This is a genomic window from Calothrix sp. NIES-3974, from assembly GCF_002368395.1.
In the GTDB taxonomy this organism is placed as follows: Bacteria; Cyanobacteriota; Cyanobacteriia; order Cyanobacteriales; family Nostocaceae; genus NIES-3974.
Genome location: NZ_AP018254.1, coordinates 3,050,245 through 3,069,702, shown reverse-complemented (window position 1 = coordinate 3,069,702; position 19,458 = coordinate 3,050,245). Strand labels below are relative to the sequence as shown.

Genomic DNA, 19,458 nt, shown 5'->3' with positions numbered 1-19,458 from the left:
GAAATTAGCCTTTATGTACTGCGTACGCCAGAAATTATGAAAGTGGATTTTTCCTGCTCCCCACTCCCTATACCATTTCACTCAAATTTTGTTTTGAATAGGTAAGTCGTCACAAATAAACCTCATTATGTAAAGGATTGTGAACAATATTCACAGCCTTGAGATTGCTTCCTTTGACTGCGTTCTACTCGCTGCGGACATACCTTGATTTTTTAACGCCGACTTATACCGATGCCAAATACCGATACCAAAAATGTTTGCGACATATCCAGAATATGAGACGTAGCATTGCTACGTCTCTACAAAATTCATCCATCTGTCGCATTCTTTTTTCTTTCAAATTGGTATTACTATCCCCACTACCTATTCACAAACTAGGGAAAAACCATTTTCTCGGAGGTAAATAAAAAACGCCTAGACGTGTTGCCGTGTTTCCACTCTAGACGTTTTTTACTTCAGCTTACTCCTCACACGCCCATGATGATAGCGCTTGTTCCTGATTTTGGCAAGTTAGGTATGACACTTTTTGGCATGGATATTAGAAATTAGCGAAATTAGCGATCGCGTTTTTCGTTTTCTCAATGACCTCGGTGACGGGGATACTCCCTAAATCTCCGGAAGCGCGGGTACGGATACTCAAGCTGTTGGTTTCTAATTCTTTTGCACCAACAACGGCCATGACAGGGATTTTTTCTTTTTCGGCGTTGCGAATCAGTTTACCGAGTCTATCCCCACTGGTGTCAACTTCAGCACGAATCCCGACAGCTTGCATTTGTGCAAGGGTATTTTGGGCAAAGTCTAAAAACTGTTCGCTCACAGGTAATAATCTGACCTGAACGGGTGCTAACCACAGAGGAAAATCCCCCGCATATTCTTCAATCAGGATACCAATTAACCGTTCCAGGGAACCGAAAGGAGCGCGGTGAATCATAATTGGCCGTTGACGGGAACCATCTTCGGCAACGTATTCTAAATCGAAACGTTCAGGGAGGCTATAGTCAACCTGCACTGTTCCTAATTGCCATTCCCTTTCCAAGGCATCTTTGACGATAAAATCGAGTTTAGGACCATAAAAAGCAGCTTCGCCAATCCCTTCAAAATGATCCATTCCCAAATGTTCCACAGCTCGACGAATCGCACTCTCAGCTTTATTCCAAGCTTCGTCTGAACCTAAATACTTGTCACTGTTGGGGTCACGGAAACTCAACCTGGCTTTAAAATTACTGTCGAGTTGCAACCTTTTGATCACCGACAGAATTAAATCCACCACCTTCATAAACTCATCATCGAGTTGTTCCTGGGTGACAAATAGGTGTGCATCATCCTGGGTAAATCCTCGTACCCTGGTTAAACCACCTAACTCACCCGATTGTTCGTAGCGGTAGACCGTACCAAATTCCGCCAAACGCATCGGTAATTCCCGATAGGAACGCAGCTCACTTTTGTAAATTTGGATATGGAAAGGACAATTCATGGCTTTGAGGACAAAACCCTGTTCATGTTCCCTTGCGTCATCATTTTCCGCCATCATGGGAAACAGGTCTTCCTTATACTTTTGCCAATGTCCAGATACCTTAAATAAATCAACCCGTCCTAGGTGGGGTGTGACAACAGGTAAATAACCGCGCTTGATTTGTTCCTGCTTGAGGAAATCCTCTAAAATACTGCGTAGCAAAGTACCCTTGGGAGTCCACAACGGTAGACCAGGACCCACTAAATCAGAAAAGATAAATAAACCCAATTCCTTACCTAATTTGCGGTGGTCTCGTCGCTGCGCTTCCTCCTTACGACGAAGATACTCCTCCAGCTGTTCCGGAGATTCCCAAGCAGTACCGTAAATACGCTGTAATTGAGCCTTCGTTTCGTCACCACGCCAATACGCACCCGCTACACTTTCGAGAGCGATCGCTTTCGGATTCAAATCTCCTGTATTCTCAACGTGGGGACCAGCACACAAATCCCACCATTGATCACCTAAATGGTAAATTGTAATGGGTTCCTGTTTGATGTCAGCTAGAATTTCCAGTTTATAGGGTTCATTAATCGCTTCGATCCGTTTTTTTGCCTCTTCACGACTAACTTCTTCCCGAATCACAGGTAATTTGCGATTAATAATTTTCACCATTTCTTTATAAATGGCTTTTAAATCCTTTTCCGTGAAGGGTTCTGGACTATCAAAATCATAATAAAAGCCATTTTCAATCCAAGGACCAATGGTAACTTGAGCCTTGGGGAAAAGTTTTTGTACAGCCATTGCCATCACATGGGAAGTGGTATGGCGAATTTTTTTGAGACTTTCCGATTCGCTGGTACGCGGTAGAGAAATTTTGGCAGTTTTTTCGACTTTTTCTAGTTGGGAAGACATGGGGATTTTGGATTTTGGATTTTAGATTTTAGCTTTTGGATTATCTTAGAGACGACCCGACGGGTCGTTTCTAATGACTGATGTTGGATGATTTCACAGATGGAGGTTTCTTGTGTATTATCAACATTCAGGACTGGACACGCAAGGATTTTTGGGTATTGATTCCCATCCTCTGCATGGGAGCGAAAGGTGCGAGATTCCTGCCTGGTGAAGGAAGACAAGATAAAATAAAAACAGAGCGTACAGATTGCACGCCCTGTTTTGAAAATTGCTTAAGAGTGCGTGCTAGCCAATGGGAGGCGATGTAGTCACTGTAGTAGTTATCACGGTTTCAGTCATCGCTGTGTGATTTATAGGTGTGTTTAATTGGGGTATCATACTCATACTAGTATCATCAACCGGTGCAGGTGCAGCCATATCACTAGGTAAGAAAATTCTGGCACTGACGGCTACAAGGGCAGCAAAAAAGATTAATACTACTAATAAAGGGGCGATGTACTGACGAAAAATAGCCATGAATAGTCAACAGTGAATAGCAGTTAAAAATGACAATTTCATCATAACCTGTTCCTGGGTAGACGCGATATCTGGGTAGAGACGCGATATATCGCGTCTCTACATCGAAATTCATACATGGATTCAGGAACGCCAAAAAAATTTTTTATCCTGTATCCTGTCTCCTTAAATAAAGCGATCGCGTTCTTCCCATTGGGTGATAACTTGTTGCCAATACCAGGTTTCCTCCATACCGGGTTTGCGATCGCGTATGACCTGTACTAAACGTTCTGCTCGTTCTTTATCCCCATCCAATAGACGAATTAATCGCTCTTTGAGAACAGGGAGGTCATTACCTAACTCCTGATTGGTTTCATAGTGTGATTCATAATTTGTTCCATAATTTGGGGCATAATCAAAATCATCTGCCCGATTGAAGGTTGTAGAGGGTCGTCGAGATGGTAAAGTTTGGGTAGGAATGCGGCGAAATTCCCAAAAGAGGACGTAGTACAATGTCCCGAAAATGACGATTAAACTAAAGGTTCCCAAAAAAGTTACCAGGTTGACTGCCAATATGCCCTGAATGAGTTGGGAAAGCACATAACCAAGTAAAACACCAGTAATCAACAAAATAACCGTTGATATAATAATTACTAATCGTTGCCCCATACGTCTGCATCCTCATTATCGATTCCGGGTCGAGAAACGTTGACTGTTTGCTGGTTCCACGGTGCAAAGAACGGTAGAAGCAATAACCCTGGTAAACCTGCTACTAAGGTAGCAAGAAAAAACAATGGCCAGCCTTTTTGGTCAAGTCCTGCTAGCAATTGAATTTGATTAATCGCATTATTAACCGGGACAAACTGCTGAATTCTTCCAGCAAGTTCACCAGAAAAGGGTGCAGCGATTATATCCCGACCAACAGCCATCAAACTGGAAAGTAAAGCAAATTGGGTGGCACTAAAACGGGGATTACACAGACTCATCATAAAGCCGATAAATCCAGATGTCCCCAAACCACCGCTAAAGTTTTCAATATTGATGGCTAATACCATTGCGTTGTAATCTTTGCCAATTACAGCTAAGAAATAATAACCGAGATTACTAAAAACCTGCAAAATCCCGAATACCCACAGGGAACGATTAATTCCCAGTTTTCCTAAAGCAGCACCACCCACCAAGGTTCCCATAATCGTTGCGAATAGTCCCATACCTTGGCGAATATTGCCAATATCCGCGTCTGAAAAACCTAATCCCTTCCCACCCAAAAAGGGAACGGCCATTTTTGCCACCATCGAATCCCCCAGTTTGTAAAGAATGATGAAAATCAGGGCAAATAAAGCCTGTTGCCAACCTAAACGACGGACAAACTCGGTAAACGGTTGAATAATTGCAGCCTTCAGAGTTTCCGGGGGACGTTCATCAACACGGGGTTCGGGAGACCAAAAGGAAGTTGTCACACCAATACCCATCAATACCGCCATGATAATGTAAACTTGGGGCCAGCCAAAGCGATCTGCCAAATTAAAACCTAGCCAACCACTGGATAGCAAGGCAATCCGATAACCCAATACCCAAACCGCTACACCAGCACCAACTTCTAAGGGATTGAGAACATCGGTACGATAGGCATCAATGGAAATATCTTGACTTGCACTTAAAAATGCCACCAGTACAGCGATCGCACCTAAAATTAAAATTGCTGAGGCTGGTTTCGGGGAAGGCAATCCAGAAATAATTGCCATTTGGGAGGCGATCGCAATTATCCCCGCAATCAAACCTAACTGAGTCAACAGCATCCATCCCCGTCTGCGACCCAAAAACGGTGGTACAAATCGATCCAATAAAGGTGCCCAAATAAATTTTAAAGAGTAGGGTAAACTCACCAACCCTAACCAACCAATAGTTTTAATATCCAGATCAGCCTTGGTCATCCAAGCTCGAAATGCATCATCCGTCAGTGCAAAGGGTAAACCCGACGAAAAACCTAATAACAGTAAAGCCGCCATTTTGCGGCTACGGAACACCTGTAGGAACGATTCAATTTGCTTCATAATCTTTTTGCTATGGGAAATGGGGATGGGTAGGGAAGACCCGACGGGTCGTCTCTACTGTACATTATTAATTTCCCCGATATTAACTATACAAATTACACCTCCCCATCCAAATAATCCGCAATTAAACTGCGATCGCATGATTCATTCTCCATACCCATTCCCCCAGAGAGACCTACAATTTATCAAAATAAAGATAAACTCAAAACAAGATGAAAGCACACACAGGTCAAAATGGAAAAAATTACACTGGGTCGTACAAATATTGAAGTCCCATTGCTGTGTATTGGAACTTGGGCATGGGGTGATAAATTTTTTTGGAGCTATGGTAAAGACTATACTGCGGACGAATTGCAGAAAGCATTTAATGCTGCGATCGCTGCTGGTGTAACTTTTTTTGATACCGCCGAAGTCTATGGTAACGGTTTGTCGGAAAAATTCCTCGGACAATTTATCCAGGGTACTGGTGCCAAAATACAAATTGCTACCAAGTATGGGCCAATGCCGTGGCGGATTTCTGCCCAAGCAGTCAAAGATGCCTTGAGTGCAAGTCTCCATCGACTCCAACTGGAACATATCGATTTATACCAAGTCCACTGGCCATTTGCCTTTTTTATGAGCCAAAGCACCCTTATGAATGCCCTTGCAGATGAGGTGGAACGGGGACGGATTGGAGCGATTGGTGTTAGTAACTACTCTGCCGACCAAATGCGTGAAGCCCATCAACTGCTTTCTCGACGGGGAATTCCCCTCGCTGTCAACCAAGTTCGCTATTCCCTACTGACACGTCAAGTGGAAACTAACGGAATTATCGACACAGCAAAGGAATTAGGTGTGACAATTTTGGCATACAGTCCCCTAGCCCAAGGTTTGCTGACGGGTAAGTATAATTTGAACAGTGGTGAAAAGCCAATGGGAGCGAGGAAACTAGATAGCAGGTTTAAAGCAGACGGTTTACAGAAAATCGCCCCAGTAATTAATTTACTAAGGGAAATCGGCGATCGCTATCATAAAACACCCGCTCAAGTTGCCCTCAATTGGTTAATCGCTCAAGGTAACGTCATTCCCATCGCTGGAGTCAAAAACCCGCAACAAGTGGAACAAAATGCTGGTGCTTTAGGTTGGAAACTCACAGAAGCAGAAGTTAGCGAACTTGAACAAGTCTCCCGTCCCTGGCGTTAGATTGGATTATACCAATGTGATATTAATTATTACTAACGCGATCGCAGATTCACTTCTGGGATCGGAAGATATTTTTACCGGTGAGGATGCGATCGCTCGAGTCTCAACTCATGCTAAGTTGCGACCAAAGATTGTACTATCCGTCATTGCGAATAAAGGAAAGCAATCTCATCATCCTCAAACTAAGAGGAAAGATGGCAACCTGTTATCCCAGCAATAATGACAGCGACGCACTCAAAAAAGTAAACTAGTACTAATCCCAGAGAAGCACTGGAGCAATCAGATGCTACTGAACATTAAACAAATTGATGTTCCACCAGGACAAAGGGTTTTGTTACGTGATGTCACTTGGCAAGAATTTGAAACAATTCTGGATGAGTTAGGAGAACATCGTGCAGCACGTATCGCCTATGACCGAGGAATGCTGGAAATTATGGTCCCATTCCCAGAACATGAATTTGAAAAGGAAATTATTAGTGACCTAATCAAAGCACTTTTAGAAGAGTTAGATATTGAATTTCTTAGTCTTGGTTCGACTACTTTCAAGAACAAAAAAATGCTTCAGGGAATTGAACCTGATCAGTGTTTTTACATCCAAAATGAGAGCAAAGTTCGCGGAAAAAAGAAATTAGATTTAGAAACAGACCCACCACCAGATTTAGCTTTAGAAATTGATGTGACTTCCCGGACGAATCCTAGTATTTATGAATCATTAATGGTTCCCGAACTGTGGCGCTTTGAAAAAGGTAGATTACAAATTAATTTGTTACAAAATGGTGTTTACTTCGAGTCGGCAAGAAGTGCGATTTTTCCCCATTTTGATTTCCCGGAAAAGATTATTCAGTACTTGGCATTAAGTAAAACTGCTGGGAGAAACTCTGCAATTCGAGCTTTTCGTAATTGGGTACGGGAACAGTTAAATACCTGCTGAAAAATTGACATCAGAAACACCATTTTTAACAGCTTGAATTAAATCATCCGGTGTGCCAATATCCACATAACTACCATCAGGAAAAGCCTCCGCTTGTACCTTTAAACCTGCATGGATACCAGCTTGAATTACATCACCAATCGGTACTTCCCCTTTGATCTAGTGACCATGCTCCGCGTGGTCACTTAGTAAGTTGAAGGCTCTGCCTTCATTCACGAGGCAGCAACTTCGCAGATTCTACTCCCACACGGAGCATGGGAGCTAGGGGAATGCGATCGCAGACAGTAGAACTGTGATTAAATTAACCTGAGTTCGGAACCCTCTCAAGTACCCCTTCTATCGCATTACGAAATAGCCGTTACCCGAACTGACGCTAATTCACATCAGAAACACCATTTTTAACAGCTTGAATTAAATCATCCGGTGTACCAATATCCAAATAACTACCATCAGGAAAAGCCTCCGCTTGTACCTTTAAACCTGCATGGATACCAACTTGAATTACATCACCAATCGGTACTTCCCCTTCCTTGCTAAAATTAGGATGGGTTATTAATTGCAGTAAATAATCATGCAGAAATTGAGTAAATTTTGGTATCCAAACGGCAATTCCCCACATGTAACGTAAACTGGAACTGGGGGGCTTTTCAATAATAGCTTGCACCCAACCTGCTGCATCAAAATCCACCATTCCCGCTTTTTGAGGTTTATCTGTAGGAAATAATCCTAACACCACATCCGCTTGGGTTCTCCGCTGACGCTGAATAATCCGGACAAAAGCATCTCTAGGAGTAAACAAAATATCCGGAAAACCTAACGCGACAATTTTATCCGCAACAAAACTAAAAGCTTGATCAAGAGTAAAAGGAACCCCGTAGGGTAATCCCATGATTAAATAACCGATATGCAAATCCAGAAAACTACCATCACCAAAATAGGTTGGAATATCCCATTTACCCGGACGCAGGATAAAATACACATTCTTCACACCTCCATCACGCATCCGTTCCAGTAAATATTGGCTGACCACCTGGGGATAAACCCGATTGGTTTGTGGATGGGTTTGAAAACCAATCGGATATAGTTCCTTGCTTAAGGGTAAAGGTGATATTCTCGTCGCTTGTCCACCTGCGGGAATTAAACCAATAATTTCGGATGCAGCCATCGAGTTTGATTTCAGTTAGTTATTTTTGTTAGAGTCTGCTGAATGAGTCTTGCGCTGAGTCTAGAGGATAGGAAGAAACAGGAAGCAGTTTGACCTCTATTTTTCCAGTTTTTTTGGAGTCCCAAAAATTGGCAATGCAAAGTTTTTAATAAACACTTTCTGGATCGATATTTAATTCCCGTAATTTGGCAGAGAGACGTTCGTTTTTTTGCCTTTCTTGTTCGGCTCTTTGAGCTTCTTGTTCAGCTCTTTGCTTTTCTTGTTCAGCTCTTTGAGCTTCTTGTTCAGCTCTTTGCCTTTCTTGTTCAGCCCTTTGAGCTTCTTGTTCGGCTCTTTGCTTTTCTTGAATTGCCACCTCTTCTGGTGTGGGGACTATTTCACCTTCAGGTGTAAAAAAGCGCAATTGATTTTGGTACACACCCAAATATAAATTCAGTTGTTGGCTCCATAGCCAACCTTGCTCATTTGGTTCCAAAGGCTGGTACACCCCACCAACTAGAATAAAACCGGCAAATTCTAAGCTATTGGGGTCGAACCAAAAATAGTTAGGTGTACGGAAAGTATCTTGATAAATTTGTTTTTTTAAACCACGGTCGTTATTGGCTGTACTCGACGACAGAATTTCAATAATCACATTTGGATATTGACCATTCTCATGCCATACAACCCAACTATTGCGGGGTTTGCGTTCTGTATTCAAAACCACAAAAAAATCTGGACCACGAAAATCTTCCGATTTGAGTTGGTAGGGACTGTAATAAATCGTCAAATTTCCGGCCGCAAAGAAATCATCCCGGTCTTGCCACCACCACTCCAAACATTTAATCAACAGCAACATCTGCTGCAAATGTAGATAACTTTCCAATTCTGGCTCGTTGCTATAGGGATCTACTGGAGGAAATATAACATTTTCTGGGAGATTTTCTGAGGGATTTGCTGAAGTTTCTAGCAAAGGTGTTTGTCTGGTGGAGGCTTGAGTATCTTTTGCGACTGACATGGCTCAAGAATAGTTACAAATAAAAATATTTAGATGCTAACAACTAAAGTGGGGACATTTCCTGGTGGTTATCATGGCGAGAGTTTGTGTATAAGTGTTAAGCAAAAAGCCGATTGCAACAATCTGTAGGCATAGCAGCGATCGCAGAAGCAAACTTTTCCAGGTTAAAATCTGTGTATATATGTTATGGTACGGCTTCAGGTAGAGATGGGAGTCGGAATCATTATTGTTTTACTCAGAGCATCCAGCATTTTAACCAGACTTTGCATTCAGTTAGCAGACAACAAAAAACACTCACCGCAACCTTGTCTATTCCACAGAAACCGCGTCTACATCAATTGTATCTTTTTCGGAGGTCGAATTGGCAGGGGAATTTTCGCCCTTGGTATTTTCTCGACGCGCTTTAAAAGATTCAATCACCATGCTGGAAACTTCCGTCAGGAACAGGGTTAATATAATACCATCATCGATTTGACCGAGAATCGGAAACACGTCCGGTGACACATCAAACGGACTGATCAGATACAACAACGTTCCTGCAACTATCCAGAGACGATACTTGGGATTGCGTAACAAATCGCGATACCAGGTGTAAAGTGACGAGATAGAGAATTTCATGTTTTTTTCAACCTCCGGTTATCTTCAATTTTGGCAAATAATATCCTACACTTCCTGTGGTAATAACCGCCCGATTTGATCAAAAATAGGCAATACGAGTATCTTGTGAGAAATGCATCCATGTATAAAAAACATGATGCCTATGATATTTTGACTGACAAGTATCTCCATTGTCGAGAAATGATATAGGGTATTAAAACCAGGATTAATGAGGGAGGAACGCACAAATCGTGGGTATAGATATAGTTGCTGAATTTCAAAAAGGTGGAGTGGCAATGTATCCATTGCTGGCTCTATCAATTCTAGCTGTCAGTATTATTTTTGAACGGTTATGGTTTTGGTTGCGAATTCTTAACCAGGAACGCACGATTGTTAACCGTGTTTTAAATGCAGCACAAACTGATTGGGGAGAAGCGCGGGAAATTGCTCGCAATGCAACCGATCAACCCATCGGTAGATTTTTATTCGCACCTTTGAGTTTACCGAGTGCGGATTTGGAAACTTTCCGTTTGGCTTTGGAAGCAACCGCAGAGGAAGAATTAGCTGGTATGCGACGGGGTGAAAAACTCCTAGAAGCCATTATCGGTCTTGCTCCTTTATTGGGTTTATTTGGAACCGTATGGGGATTGATTACCTCCCTGCGAGCAATTAGAATTGGAGACCTAGGAACCGAAGCGGCTGCTGGTGTGTCAACGGGAATAGGAGAATCTTTGATTAGTACAGCTGCTGGTTTAGTGGTGGCGATTATTAGTCTCGCTTTTTACCGCTTATTTCAAACCCTACTGTTTAACCAAGTGCGGGTATTTCGCAAAGCTGGAAATGATATCGAATTACTGTTCCGTCAATTTCCCCCCAGTGCTGATTTCAGCCAAAACCGGGGAACCGTTTTACCCGCATCACCACCTTCTAAACCACAACCCCCGAAACGACGGGGTAAACTCAAATTCGGCGAACCCTACGACAATCCAACGGATACAACCAATTCCGAATCAGAAAATAATTAGCAGTTAATTGTTGACTTTTGACTGTTAACGGTCAACACCATCAAAATACATAACTCAAGCATGAAGATTAATCTACACTCATCAACGGACGAAGCCCAAGTTCAAATTATTCCCCTAATTGATGTTATTTTCTGTATTTTGACGTTTTTTCTTCTGGCTGCATTACAATTTACCCGTCAGCAGGCAATTAATATTGATTTGCCAAAAGCCGGATCGGGAACCTCTGCTGTAGTTAATAACCAAGCATCACGGGATATTTTACCTGTGACAATTGATGCACTCGGTCAAACCTATATCGAACAAAAACCAATTGATAGAGCGCGTCTAGCGGAAAATCTGCGCGATTACTTGCAAAAAAATCCCCAGGGGGTGCTGGTCTTAAATGCTTCTCGCTCCGCAACCTATAATGATGTAATCGAAATCTTGGATCTATTACGTCAAGTCGGTGGCGATCGCGTTTCTTTGGGTATCATCCCTGGACCATCTGAAGGTGTCCCACCAACCACTCCTGGACTACCACCAGGGAGCAATTTAACCCCTAATCTCCAACCCGCTAATCCCTTTCCCGCAATTCCCCCTGCTGGACAAACTGCTCCTAACTCCACTAACCCTGGAGTCCCAGTTCCACCTGCTGCTCAACCTGCACCGAATCCATCTCCCTAGTACCTCAAGGCAAAAGGGATAATTACCAATTTAGGTCTACTTATTTCCGCCATGCTGTACTAGCTACATCGGGATGGATATTCTTTCAACCCTCACACCTCAAGTTCAGAAAACCTGACGATTTCGGATTGAGTCCGGAAATTTCCATCATCAACTTTGTCCATAACCACAGTTGGAGTTTTCGTCATTGCACTTCTCCCCATAGCGGATCGATCTTAGGGTCATAAGGACGCAATCTTATAATCACGACTAAGAACTAAAGTTCTGAAACTGGATAGGGATTAGGGAGAGACGCGATATATCGCGTCTGTAGGGGAGTAATATCAAGTCCGAATGATTGGTTACGTTGCGGTTTGACGTTTAATTGCACCTACCTACTTATAGATATCTTTAGAAATAAATCACAAAAAACGAGAAGTAGTTTGCGAAATTCCTTTCTATCCTGTTTTTCGTGTAAATATAAGTTTGTCAAGAGGTATTTACAAAAATTAGATATGAGTTTTGGTGTAAAACGTAACTCAAAAATTGTAGTTGCAATTTTAAATATATCTAAAATGAAATGTACTTAACGAGAATAATCTGGTAAGTTACGGATAATAAGATTTACTCCTTGGCTGTTGAGCTAAACACACATAATTGTCGGAAAAAGTCCAAATTTAACCATAATCAGGGTTCTCGCCCCATTTTAATGAGTTAGTCTATAGGCAAATTAATTCTTGATTTCATGTAATTTCAAGATTGCCACGGCGGAGTTTTAATTTCAGTTATCAGCAGTTTATCCACCTAAATCAAGAGGCTTTGCAAATGAATGATATTATTGGACTGTTAATCACATGGGTCGTGACGGCCATTAGTTTTTTCATTATCAGTAAATTGCCAATTGGTGTGGAAATCGACACAATTGGTAAAACCTTCATATCCGCAGCTGTTTTAGGTCTAGTTTCAGCTGTCGTCAAACCGATTATGAGGGTGATATTTTTAGTCCCTAATGTACTCACCCTTACTTTATTTCACTGGCTGTTTACTTTTATTGCCTCAGTAATTTGCTTTGGTATTGCCGCATGGCTCGTCCAAGGATTTCGACTCCGCTTCGGTATTTGGAGTGCCATCCTTGGAGCTTTTGCCCTTTCAATAGTGAATAGCTTGCTGTTTAGAATTCTACCTATTTAGTAGGATTCTACTACAGCAGCCTACCTAATCACGACTCACTGCTTCCAGAAGATGGCGTTGAGGCATTAGCTTGTTGTTGCGCTCTTTGCTCCCGCTTTTTACGTTCAGCTTGGAGCATGTCTTCCATGACAACTAATGCCTGGGCCATTTTATCTAGATTCGAGCGATATAAATCTAAATCCTTGGTGAGTTTATCGTCAGCGATCTTCAATCCTTTGGCGATTTCCACCAGGGTTTCATTACGCTGTTTGTCATCCTTGACGATTTCTGGATTTGCTAATTCCAACAGGGTAAAAATCCCAATGGCAAACAAGCGACTATATTTAAACTTCGGATTATTACTGATGGCTGCTAGTACCTCCTCCAACTCACTGTTGGGACTAGACATATTGGTACGACTCAACCAAGCAGTCATTTCCGCACCAGAAATTCCTGTGGCGATCGCCCTTAACCTTTCCGCATCTTGACGTAGCTGCTGGGGATCTAACTCCACCGACCGACATAAAGCTTGAAAAATCGACTCTTTGTCTCGTTCCGGTTGATAACCCTGCATAAACCGGTCAAATGCTGTCACCACCCCTAATCCGTAAATTGGATTGTAGCTAAAGTCAACATTTACTGACAAAAGGTGCATTTCCACCATCAACTCTTCCACAACCCGTCGATAAATGGTATTTATCGGACGAGTGTGGAGGGAATAGAAAGTTTTTTTTGTATCAGAGACTGTACGAACGTTATTCACAAAAATAATAGTTAAAGGCAACGTATGTATATTTTCGCTCGTACCAGCACTTTTGCCAAGTTTTAGTTAAGAGGATGTTTGAAAAGCCGATTTTAACACTTAACAAGCTCGTTTTTTGGCAGTAGGGAATCGGGAGAGACGGGACAGTCGCGTCTGCACAATTTTTTGGGGTTGATGAATTTTCTGATCCGAAATTCTGCCTCCTGTATCCTGTATCCTGTATTCTGTATTCTCATGTCCCAACCCAATGGTTCCCGAATTGAGCATCCTCGCTAGCTACATGAGTGGGGAATTTGAAAATAAACAACAAGCAATGGCAGAACCTGCTTGGTATGTGCATTTACGACTATGGCAAGTACCCGTACCATTGTTCACTGAAGATAGTGTAACCTTCTTTCTAGAGCAAGCGAATACAATTAACCTTGACCAACCCTATCGCCAACGCATTCTCCGTTTATATTCCAGCCAAGATCCAGATTTTCCCATCCAAGGTCAATATTACCAATTCAAAGACCCGGTTAGGGTCGCTGGTGCTGGGGAGAAACGGGAATTACTCGAATCCCTAACTCCTGAGTCGATTGTAGCCTTACCGGGATGCTTGCTAAATATTTCCTATCGCCAAACTGCTCTGGATCAGTACGAATTTTCTGCGACCCAACCACCAGAATGTCAATGCAGTTTTGCTTACGGGGAGAAAACTGTTTATGTTGCTTTGGGTTTTGAAGTAAACCCGACTGAACTCAAAACCTATGATCGGGGGATTGATCCCGTGACTGGGAGTGCGACTTGGGGAGCGATTATGGGACCATATTGCTACACCAAGCTCAACCAATTTTGAACAGAAAAGGTAAAAGAGAGAGCAGTTAGCTCTCTCCTGAAGGAAAAATACCCCAATTAATTTAATCTGAATTAACAGGGAGGTTCTGATAAATCCCCTGATTTAGACACGGGGGGGTAAAAACGCAACAGGGTTTTGAGCACCTCTACCAGCAGGATGGATTTCAAAGTGCAAGTGGGGTCCGGTACTAAATCCGGTACTACCCATTGCCGAAATTTGTTGACCTTGTTCAACTGGCTGTCCGGCTTGAACCATTATACGGCTATTGTGGGCATAACGGGTCAAGGTTCCATCGGGGTGGCGAATGTCAACTAAAAGACCGTAACCACCTCTGTTCCAACCAGCTTTTTCAACTACACCCGCAGCGGAAGCAACAATTGGCGTACCTACGGAATTGGCAATATCAATCCCACGGTGCATCCGACCCCAACGGGGACCAAACCCTGATGTGAAGGTTCCCCTCGCAGGCCAAATAAAACCACCACTGACGGGGGTGTTTTCATCAATGGTTCGCGGTAGATATCGATCAACTGCTGCCAAAGGTGGTAACTGGGGCGAAACAGTGATATTACGTGTGTCACCCAAGGATGGTGATTGGTTGACGCTGGGTACGCGAATTGGTACGTTTCCAGCGTTGCGACGATTCCATTCTGGGTTAATGGGTAGCTCTCTGTTGCTGGGCTGTGCTACTGGACGAGGTACGGGTATTTGTACCGGTGTAGCATTGTAGTTAAAGTAGTTGTTCGTCGGATTTTGATTCCGGGTTGGAGCCGCAATCCGGTTTTGACGTACTGTCGGTACGGGAATTGCAACGGGTCTTGTGTTTTCCCTTTGGGTGGGAACGGTGACTGAGCTTGTTCCTGCGTCAGGTGTGTTGATTGTGTTAGCAGTATTTCCAAATTGCTGATCGCCGGATTGCTGTTGACGATACTTTTGCCGTAGACGCTCAATTTCGGCGTGTAAGCTCTGTAAACCTTTGTCGGCTCTGGCTTGCTTATTGGCGTTCTTTCTCCGTTCCATTTCGATGAATACACGGGGAACAGGTGTATCGCCACCCATACCTGTATTCGCGTTTAGGGAAGTTTCCTCTGGGGTTGTAGATGCAGAGTTTGTAGATACGGGGTTAATTGATGCAGATGCAACTAGTGTGCTTGCAGGGATCACTATCGGCTGAATTTTGCTAGCAGCGACAGGAACCTGAGTATTAACTACTGTACTAACTACTTCCTGATGTTGTGTCGTAACCGGAATGGCTAACTTCTGACGGATTTGTAACTGATTGGGGTTGCTGATATTATTAGCAGCAACTAGGGCTGCAACGGATGTGCCGTTGCGATTAGCGATCGCGGCTAATGTATCCCCTGGTTTAACTTCGTAAACTTTTGTCGGTGCGATCGCAACTTCGGTCGTCGGTTCAGTGGTTTTTTGGCTCTCACCAGGCAATTGACGCAAATCTGATTTGACGGATTCGCCCACTGTACTGGTTTTGTTAGCGACCTCTACTTCTGGCGATTCTTGGTTTTCGCTAGAGTTGAGTGCTGCTAAACTGTTACGTAGGCGGTCAGATTTTTGCTGCAACTGCTTAATCGCATACTCCTGCTGGGCTTTTAGCTGGGCATCAGCTGGAGTTGATATACTAGATTTGGTAATCCCCACTACGTTTGTGGGGATAATAGCCTGGGGAGTTTTGATTTGTTTGGTTTTGGCGATCGCAGCGGTAATTCTTGCTCCCTTGGAAGCGACCTCTGCTTCTGTGTTCAATCCCGTTGGTGATTGACTTGTAATTCCCGACTGTGGGTATTGAGATGGCAAACTGCGAGCGGCAAATTGCCACTTTGCTCCAAGCCCAGGCATCTGTGAAGTTGCAACTGGTTGAACGACTACGGAGTTTTCTGGTGTACTCACTTGGGTCACACCTTCAGATTCCGCTTTCGCTGTTACAGGGTTTTTCACACTTAAGTCATCAGCAGCCGAGGTTGTGGAGGCAGTATTTTCATTGCCAACAGGTGCTGCTGCCAGGGCTTGGTCGCTTTGCCGAGTCACCAAAAGGCTGGTTGCGCCCATTGAGATTGCCAAGCCAATCATCGCAGCTTGGGTACGTTTGCGGCGAACACCTCCGCCTTCTTGTACGTTGCTATTTCCTACCGGAGTTTCTGCCCCAGTTGTATTCTCAAGCACAGCCTTTACTCTCTTTTTTAATGCTCGTTTCAAAGACGACCTCCTATGATCGCTAGCGCTTAACTGACCTCGATTTTTTCAGTCGGATACTAAAGTCAATGATTTGGATCACTACGAAAAACAGATCAAGATCACATTCACCAGAGATACTTAGGCAAGATTAACCTGCTTCTCTGTTTTAGACAAGTTCACATTAATCAGAAAATCTTAAATTTAATGTGAATTTATCTAATAATTCCTCACAACCACGTTACTGTGTCTTGCCTGTGACTTTTGAACGGATTTTTCTTGACCTTTCCGAAAAATCCCCAATTAACTGTGAATCGTTAATAACGGGGAGAAAATTCATCGACTCAAGAATAGCCGTTGGGGAAAGTCATTGTACTACAGCTATTGATATATTCACAGCTTTTACAACTAATCAGTCTTCCCACCAGGAGAATTTACGTTGATTACCCCTGAAAACACAACCGTATTCATTCGCAAGTACATTTACCTGGTAAAAAATGTTCGCTCCGGACAAAACGCTCAAAGGTTTTGCTAGTTATGGTTTTCAGGAGTTTTCCATGAGACGAAAATCCGGTTTGAATTTATAAAAGCTATGGCTAAACCCCTGCTTTTGCACAAACCATATATACGAATTTCTTATGGAAACGACCTCCATCCCATCAGTATTTATAACTAAGCAGAATATAATATGCTGCTGAAAGTATACTAACTATCAATACGGGTGAATGCACAGTCGCAAATCTGCGGAAATTTATGACAGCGCTCAGAATGTCTTGTGTTTCCGTTCTGTAATATTACTTAAATAAGCGCAATCCACTGAGATTTTTGACGATAAAAAATAACTTTTTGTGTAGAAAATACATCTATGTAAAGATGTAAACGGCGTACAAGCTAAAAATGGACTAAGTACAAATAAATACATCAAACCACCCATTTACTGGAGATACCCCAGATAGCGTCGAGCCTCAAATAAGCCCACAGCAACGCTTACAGACAAATTGAGGCTACGTACTCCCGACTCTTGCATGGGTATGTAGAGCATGGCATCACAGATGGCGATCGCTTCGGGGGGTAAACCACTGGTTTCGCTACCAAACAACAACCAATCATCGGGTTGGTAGGCAAACTGGGAAAAGTTGTAATTTCCCCTGACACTAAACCCTAAACACCTTCCCCCACGCTGTTTAAGGGTGGTGGCAAAGGTGTCTATGGACTCGTGTTCATAGAGTTTTACGTAGGGCCAATAATCTAAACCTGCTCGTTTAAGATAGCGATCGCTCAGTTCAAATCCCAGGGGTTTTATTAGGTGGAGTTCGGTTCCGGTTGCAGCGCAAGTTCGGGCAATATTGCCTGTATTCGGCGGAATTAAGGGATTTACAAGGACAACTTGGGGCATTAGTAAAGCAGGTCAAGAAAAAAAGCAAAGAAAATATAAAAACAATATAAATACTATTTTTAAATCTACCGTTGGAGAGAAGGCAACTATAGTTTTTATTAATCAATCGTAATGTTGGGTGATTGATTAGAATTTTAAAACGAAGAAAAATAACCCTGTAAACCTTTTGGCAAGGCTTTAGTTACAGAGTACACACTTTTGATGATGGCCGATTGTCGCCGAGTACACAATTAACTTTATGTTAAGAAATTGCCTGAGAACACAATTTTTCTTCTAATTCCCGTTCGCGATCGCTGAGTGTTGCGATCGCTTGCATCAAAACGCTACGGGTACTAAACCCAACTTTTTGCAGTTGTAACCACTTTTGAGCTTCGTTACCATCCCGGAGAATTTTTTGCAGTGGTGAAAGAAAACAACTAAAGCCGTTTTCCTTGGCAATAGGGTACACTTGTTCGTAAATTTCATTAATCCATTGTCGAGCGGACAAGGTTCGTCCGTCTTGCCAATGTTGCAATTGGGCATCTAAGCTGGTAGTGGCAGCACTAATCTCGTTGGCTGCGGTAATTGTCAACAGTTCTGCGGGAGAAAATTGACTATTCACCAGGGGTTCGAGTTGGGGGTCTGCCATCATTTGCAATAAACGCGCTTCCAAAAAAGCTGTAATCGCTAATAGGGCGATGGGGTCACTGACCAAATCACAAATCCGCAGTTCCAAACGGTTTAAATCATAGGGACGCTGATTACCGTTAGGACGGACTGAAACCCACAGATGGCGAACATTTTGCATAGTACCAGCCGCTAACTGAGCCTCTACCCAAGCAATATGGTCAGCATGACTGGCAAATAGGGGAACACGTTCTGGGGTTTGGGGAAAAACTCGCCATCGAGTAGAATGATAACCCGTAGCATGGTGATCGAGGAAGGGGGATGAGGCACTCAGGGCCAAAAATAAGGGAGCTTCTACCCGTATCAATCGACAAGCACGTAGGAGTAATTCTGGGTCATCTATTCCCACGTTGATATGCACACTCGCGGTGACTACCTTTGTCCCGTAGGTTTTTTCAATATAGTCGTGGTAAGGATTATTTGGGTCAGAACGTAGGAAGCGAGATGTATCACCTAATGATAATGTGCTACCAGGAATAATTGTGTAATTTCCCAGTTGTTGCAGATACTCCCGTAGTTTAATCCGAGGTTTTAATAGGCTACACAATAATTTTTCGTAACTATCCAGGGGAGGGGTAATATATTCCACATTACGACTATCTGGTTCACGGACAAACCCCTCTAAAGCCGCAGCAATTAGATGCGATAGACCAACAATGTCACCCCTGTGGGTACCTGTATACATTTCGACTTCAAAACCCTTTAGTAACACGAAAGTTAGTCTCCCCGGATTTGCTTACTTTCAAATTGTATCCAATGCAACGCTTTTTTGCACATTGGACATTTGTTTTAATTTTTTTATTTGCAAAGACGTAGCAACGCTAAGTCTCTAGATGATTTGGGTTTGAACAGACATTGAACATAAAATGTAAACAATTATTATATTTCATGCCCAAATTCACCAAGACCTAGATGGTTAACTGCTAACAGTCAAGCAACCAAATAGATGGTTAAAGTTTAATTTTCAACGGTCAACGGTCAACAG

At 42.9% G+C, this 19,458-nt stretch carries 17 protein-coding genes; 6 read left to right on the top strand and 11 right to left on the bottom strand.

The features are described 5' to 3' along the window. Positions 1-538: 538 nt before the first annotated feature. The 4 genes from thrS to CDC37_RS12230 form a co-directional block, all read right to left on the bottom strand. Positions 539-2,365 carry a threonine--tRNA ligase gene (gene thrS / locus CDC37_RS12245; RefSeq protein ID WP_096622230.1) on the bottom strand — a complete coding sequence of 609 codons (1,827 nt, stop codon included), beginning with the start codon at positions 2,363-2,365 and terminating at the stop codon, positions 539-541. A 285-nt stretch (positions 2,366-2,650) separates the two neighbouring features. Further along, entirely contained in the window at positions 2,651-2,881 is a 231-nt protein-coding gene (locus CDC37_RS12240; protein ID WP_096622229.1) for a hypothetical protein, read from the bottom strand. 165 nt (positions 2,882-3,046) lie between these two features. Continuing rightward, on the bottom strand, positions 3,047-3,529 hold the full coding sequence (locus tag CDC37_RS12235; RefSeq protein WP_096622227.1) for an ABC transporter permease: 483 nt from the start codon (positions 3,527-3,529) through the stop codon (positions 3,047-3,049). Next, positions 3,514-4,914 carry an AmpG family muropeptide MFS transporter gene (locus tag CDC37_RS12230; RefSeq protein ID WP_172892777.1) on the bottom strand — a complete coding sequence of 467 codons (1,401 nt, stop codon included), beginning with the start codon at positions 4,912-4,914 and terminating at the stop codon, positions 3,514-3,516. Before CDC37_RS12230 ends, CDC37_RS12235 begins: the two co-directional genes overlap by 16 nt. Before the next feature lie 234 nt (positions 4,915-5,148). Between CDC37_RS12230 and CDC37_RS12225 the strand changes: the two genes are divergently transcribed. Continuing rightward, positions 5,149-6,096: an aldo/keto reductase gene (locus CDC37_RS12225; RefSeq protein ID WP_096622226.1), complete on the top strand. Its 948-nt coding sequence runs from the start codon at positions 5,149-5,151 to the stop codon at positions 6,094-6,096. Between the two features lie 283 nt (positions 6,097-6,379). Further along, positions 6,380-7,027, top strand: coding sequence for a Uma2 family endonuclease (locus tag CDC37_RS12215; protein WP_096622223.1), 648 nt, complete (start codon positions 6,380-6,382; stop codon positions 7,025-7,027). Positions 7,028-7,400: 373 nt separating this feature from the next. Here the strand turns inward: CDC37_RS12215 and CDC37_RS12210 are convergent, their stop codons facing one another. The 3 genes from CDC37_RS12210 to CDC37_RS12200 all read right to left on the bottom strand — a co-directional run bounded on the left by CDC37_RS12210 (position 7,401) and on the right by CDC37_RS12200 (position 9,807). Beyond that, positions 7,401-8,192 carry a sugar phosphate nucleotidyltransferase gene (locus tag CDC37_RS12210; protein WP_096622222.1) on the bottom strand — a complete coding sequence of 264 codons (792 nt, stop codon included), beginning with the start codon at positions 8,190-8,192 and terminating at the stop codon, positions 7,401-7,403. A gap of 145 nt (positions 8,193-8,337) precedes the next feature. Further along, positions 8,338-9,189, bottom strand: coding sequence for a Uma2 family endonuclease (locus tag CDC37_RS12205; protein ID WP_096622220.1), 852 nt, complete (start codon positions 9,187-9,189; stop codon positions 8,338-8,340). Between the two features lie 309 nt (positions 9,190-9,498). After that, positions 9,499-9,807: a YkvA family protein gene (locus tag CDC37_RS12200; protein WP_096622219.1), complete on the bottom strand. Its 309-nt coding sequence runs from the start codon at positions 9,805-9,807 to the stop codon at positions 9,499-9,501. A gap of 236 nt (positions 9,808-10,043) precedes the next feature. Here CDC37_RS12200 and CDC37_RS12195 point away from each other — a divergent pair, with 236 nt between their 5' ends. From CDC37_RS12195 to CDC37_RS12185, 3 genes are all read left to right on the top strand, one after another. Continuing rightward, positions 10,044-10,811, top strand: a complete 768-nt coding sequence (locus CDC37_RS12195) for a MotA/TolQ/ExbB proton channel family protein (RefSeq protein WP_096626141.1) — start codon at positions 10,044-10,046, stop codon at positions 10,809-10,811. A 60-nt stretch (positions 10,812-10,871) separates the two neighbouring features. Next, a complete protein-coding gene (locus tag CDC37_RS12190) occupies positions 10,872-11,474 on the top strand; it encodes an ExbD/TolR family protein (protein WP_096622217.1) in 603 nt (200 codons plus the stop codon). An 804-nt stretch (positions 11,475-12,278) separates the two neighbouring features. Beyond that, positions 12,279-12,644 carry a phage holin family protein gene (locus CDC37_RS12185; protein ID WP_096622216.1) on the top strand — a complete coding sequence of 122 codons (366 nt, stop codon included), beginning with the start codon at positions 12,279-12,281 and terminating at the stop codon, positions 12,642-12,644. A gap of 28 nt (positions 12,645-12,672) precedes the next feature. Here the strand turns inward: CDC37_RS12185 and psb29 are convergent, their stop codons facing one another. Then, complete coding sequence (gene psb29 / locus CDC37_RS12180) at positions 12,673-13,386, bottom strand: photosystem II biogenesis protein Psp29 (RefSeq protein WP_096626139.1); 714 nt, start codon at positions 13,384-13,386, stop codon at positions 12,673-12,675. Between the two features lie 247 nt (positions 13,387-13,633). Between psb29 and CDC37_RS12175 the strand changes: the two genes are divergently transcribed. Further along, a complete protein-coding gene (locus tag CDC37_RS12175; RefSeq protein WP_096622214.1) occupies positions 13,634-14,224 on the top strand; it encodes a chromophore lyase CpcT/CpeT in 591 nt (196 codons plus the stop codon). Between the two features lie 102 nt (positions 14,225-14,326). Here CDC37_RS12175 and CDC37_RS12170 read toward each other — a convergent pair whose 3' ends face one another. The 3 genes from CDC37_RS12170 to gshA all read right to left on the bottom strand — a co-directional run bounded on the left by CDC37_RS12170 (position 14,327) and on the right by gshA (position 19,185). Beyond that, positions 14,327-16,402 (bottom strand): peptidoglycan DD-metalloendopeptidase family protein, encoded by a 2,076-nt coding sequence (locus CDC37_RS12170; RefSeq protein WP_231943043.1) that lies wholly within the window; start codon positions 16,400-16,402, stop codon positions 14,327-14,329. 943 nt (positions 16,403-17,345) lie between these two features. Further along, positions 17,346-17,807, bottom strand: coding sequence for a tRNA (cytidine(34)-2'-O)-methyltransferase (locus tag CDC37_RS12165; protein ID WP_096622211.1), 462 nt, complete (start codon positions 17,805-17,807; stop codon positions 17,346-17,348). Between the two features lie 241 nt (positions 17,808-18,048). After that, entirely contained in the window at positions 18,049-19,185 is a 1,137-nt protein-coding gene (gshA, locus tag CDC37_RS12160; RefSeq protein ID WP_096622210.1) for a glutamate--cysteine ligase, read from the bottom strand. Positions 19,186-19,458 lie beyond the last annotated feature (273 nt).

What these genes read in the sequence shown, in the direction of transcription:
- thrS (WP_096622230.1), bottom strand. Translation starts at nt 2,365, where the DNA reads ATGTCTTCCCAACTAGAAAAAGTCGAAAAAACTGCCAAAATTTCTCTA.
- CDC37_RS12240 (WP_096622229.1), bottom strand. Translation starts at nt 2,881, where the DNA reads ATGGCTATTTTTCGTCAGTACATCGCCCCTTTATTAGTAGTATTAATC.
- CDC37_RS12235 (WP_096622227.1), bottom strand. Translation starts at nt 3,529, where the DNA reads ATGGGGCAACGATTAGTAATTATTATATCAACGGTTATTTTGTTGATT.
- CDC37_RS12230 (WP_172892777.1), bottom strand. Translation starts at nt 4,914, where the DNA reads ATGAAGCAAATTGAATCGTTCCTACAGGTGTTCCGTAGCCGCAAAATG.
- CDC37_RS12225 (WP_096622226.1), top strand. Translation starts at nt 5,149, where the DNA reads ATGGAAAAAATTACACTGGGTCGTACAAATATTGAAGTCCCATTGCTG.
- CDC37_RS12215 (WP_096622223.1), top strand. Translation starts at nt 6,380, where the DNA reads ATGCTACTGAACATTAAACAAATTGATGTTCCACCAGGACAAAGGGTT.
- CDC37_RS12210 (WP_096622222.1), bottom strand. Translation starts at nt 8,192, where the DNA reads ATGGCTGCATCCGAAATTATTGGTTTAATTCCCGCAGGTGGACAAGCG.
- CDC37_RS12205 (WP_096622220.1), bottom strand. Translation starts at nt 9,189, where the DNA reads ATGTCAGTCGCAAAAGATACTCAAGCCTCCACCAGACAAACACCTTTG.
- CDC37_RS12200 (WP_096622219.1), bottom strand. Translation starts at nt 9,807, where the DNA reads ATGAAATTCTCTATCTCGTCACTTTACACCTGGTATCGCGATTTGTTA.
- CDC37_RS12190 (WP_096622217.1), top strand. Translation starts at nt 10,872, where the DNA reads ATGAAGATTAATCTACACTCATCAACGGACGAAGCCCAAGTTCAAATT.
- CDC37_RS12185 (WP_096622216.1), top strand. Translation starts at nt 12,279, where the DNA reads ATGAATGATATTATTGGACTGTTAATCACATGGGTCGTGACGGCCATT.
- CDC37_RS12175 (WP_096622214.1), top strand. Translation starts at nt 13,634, where the DNA reads ATGGTTCCCGAATTGAGCATCCTCGCTAGCTACATGAGTGGGGAATTT.
- CDC37_RS12165 (WP_096622211.1), bottom strand. Translation starts at nt 17,807, where the DNA reads ATGCCCCAAGTTGTCCTTGTAAATCCCTTAATTCCGCCGAATACAGGC.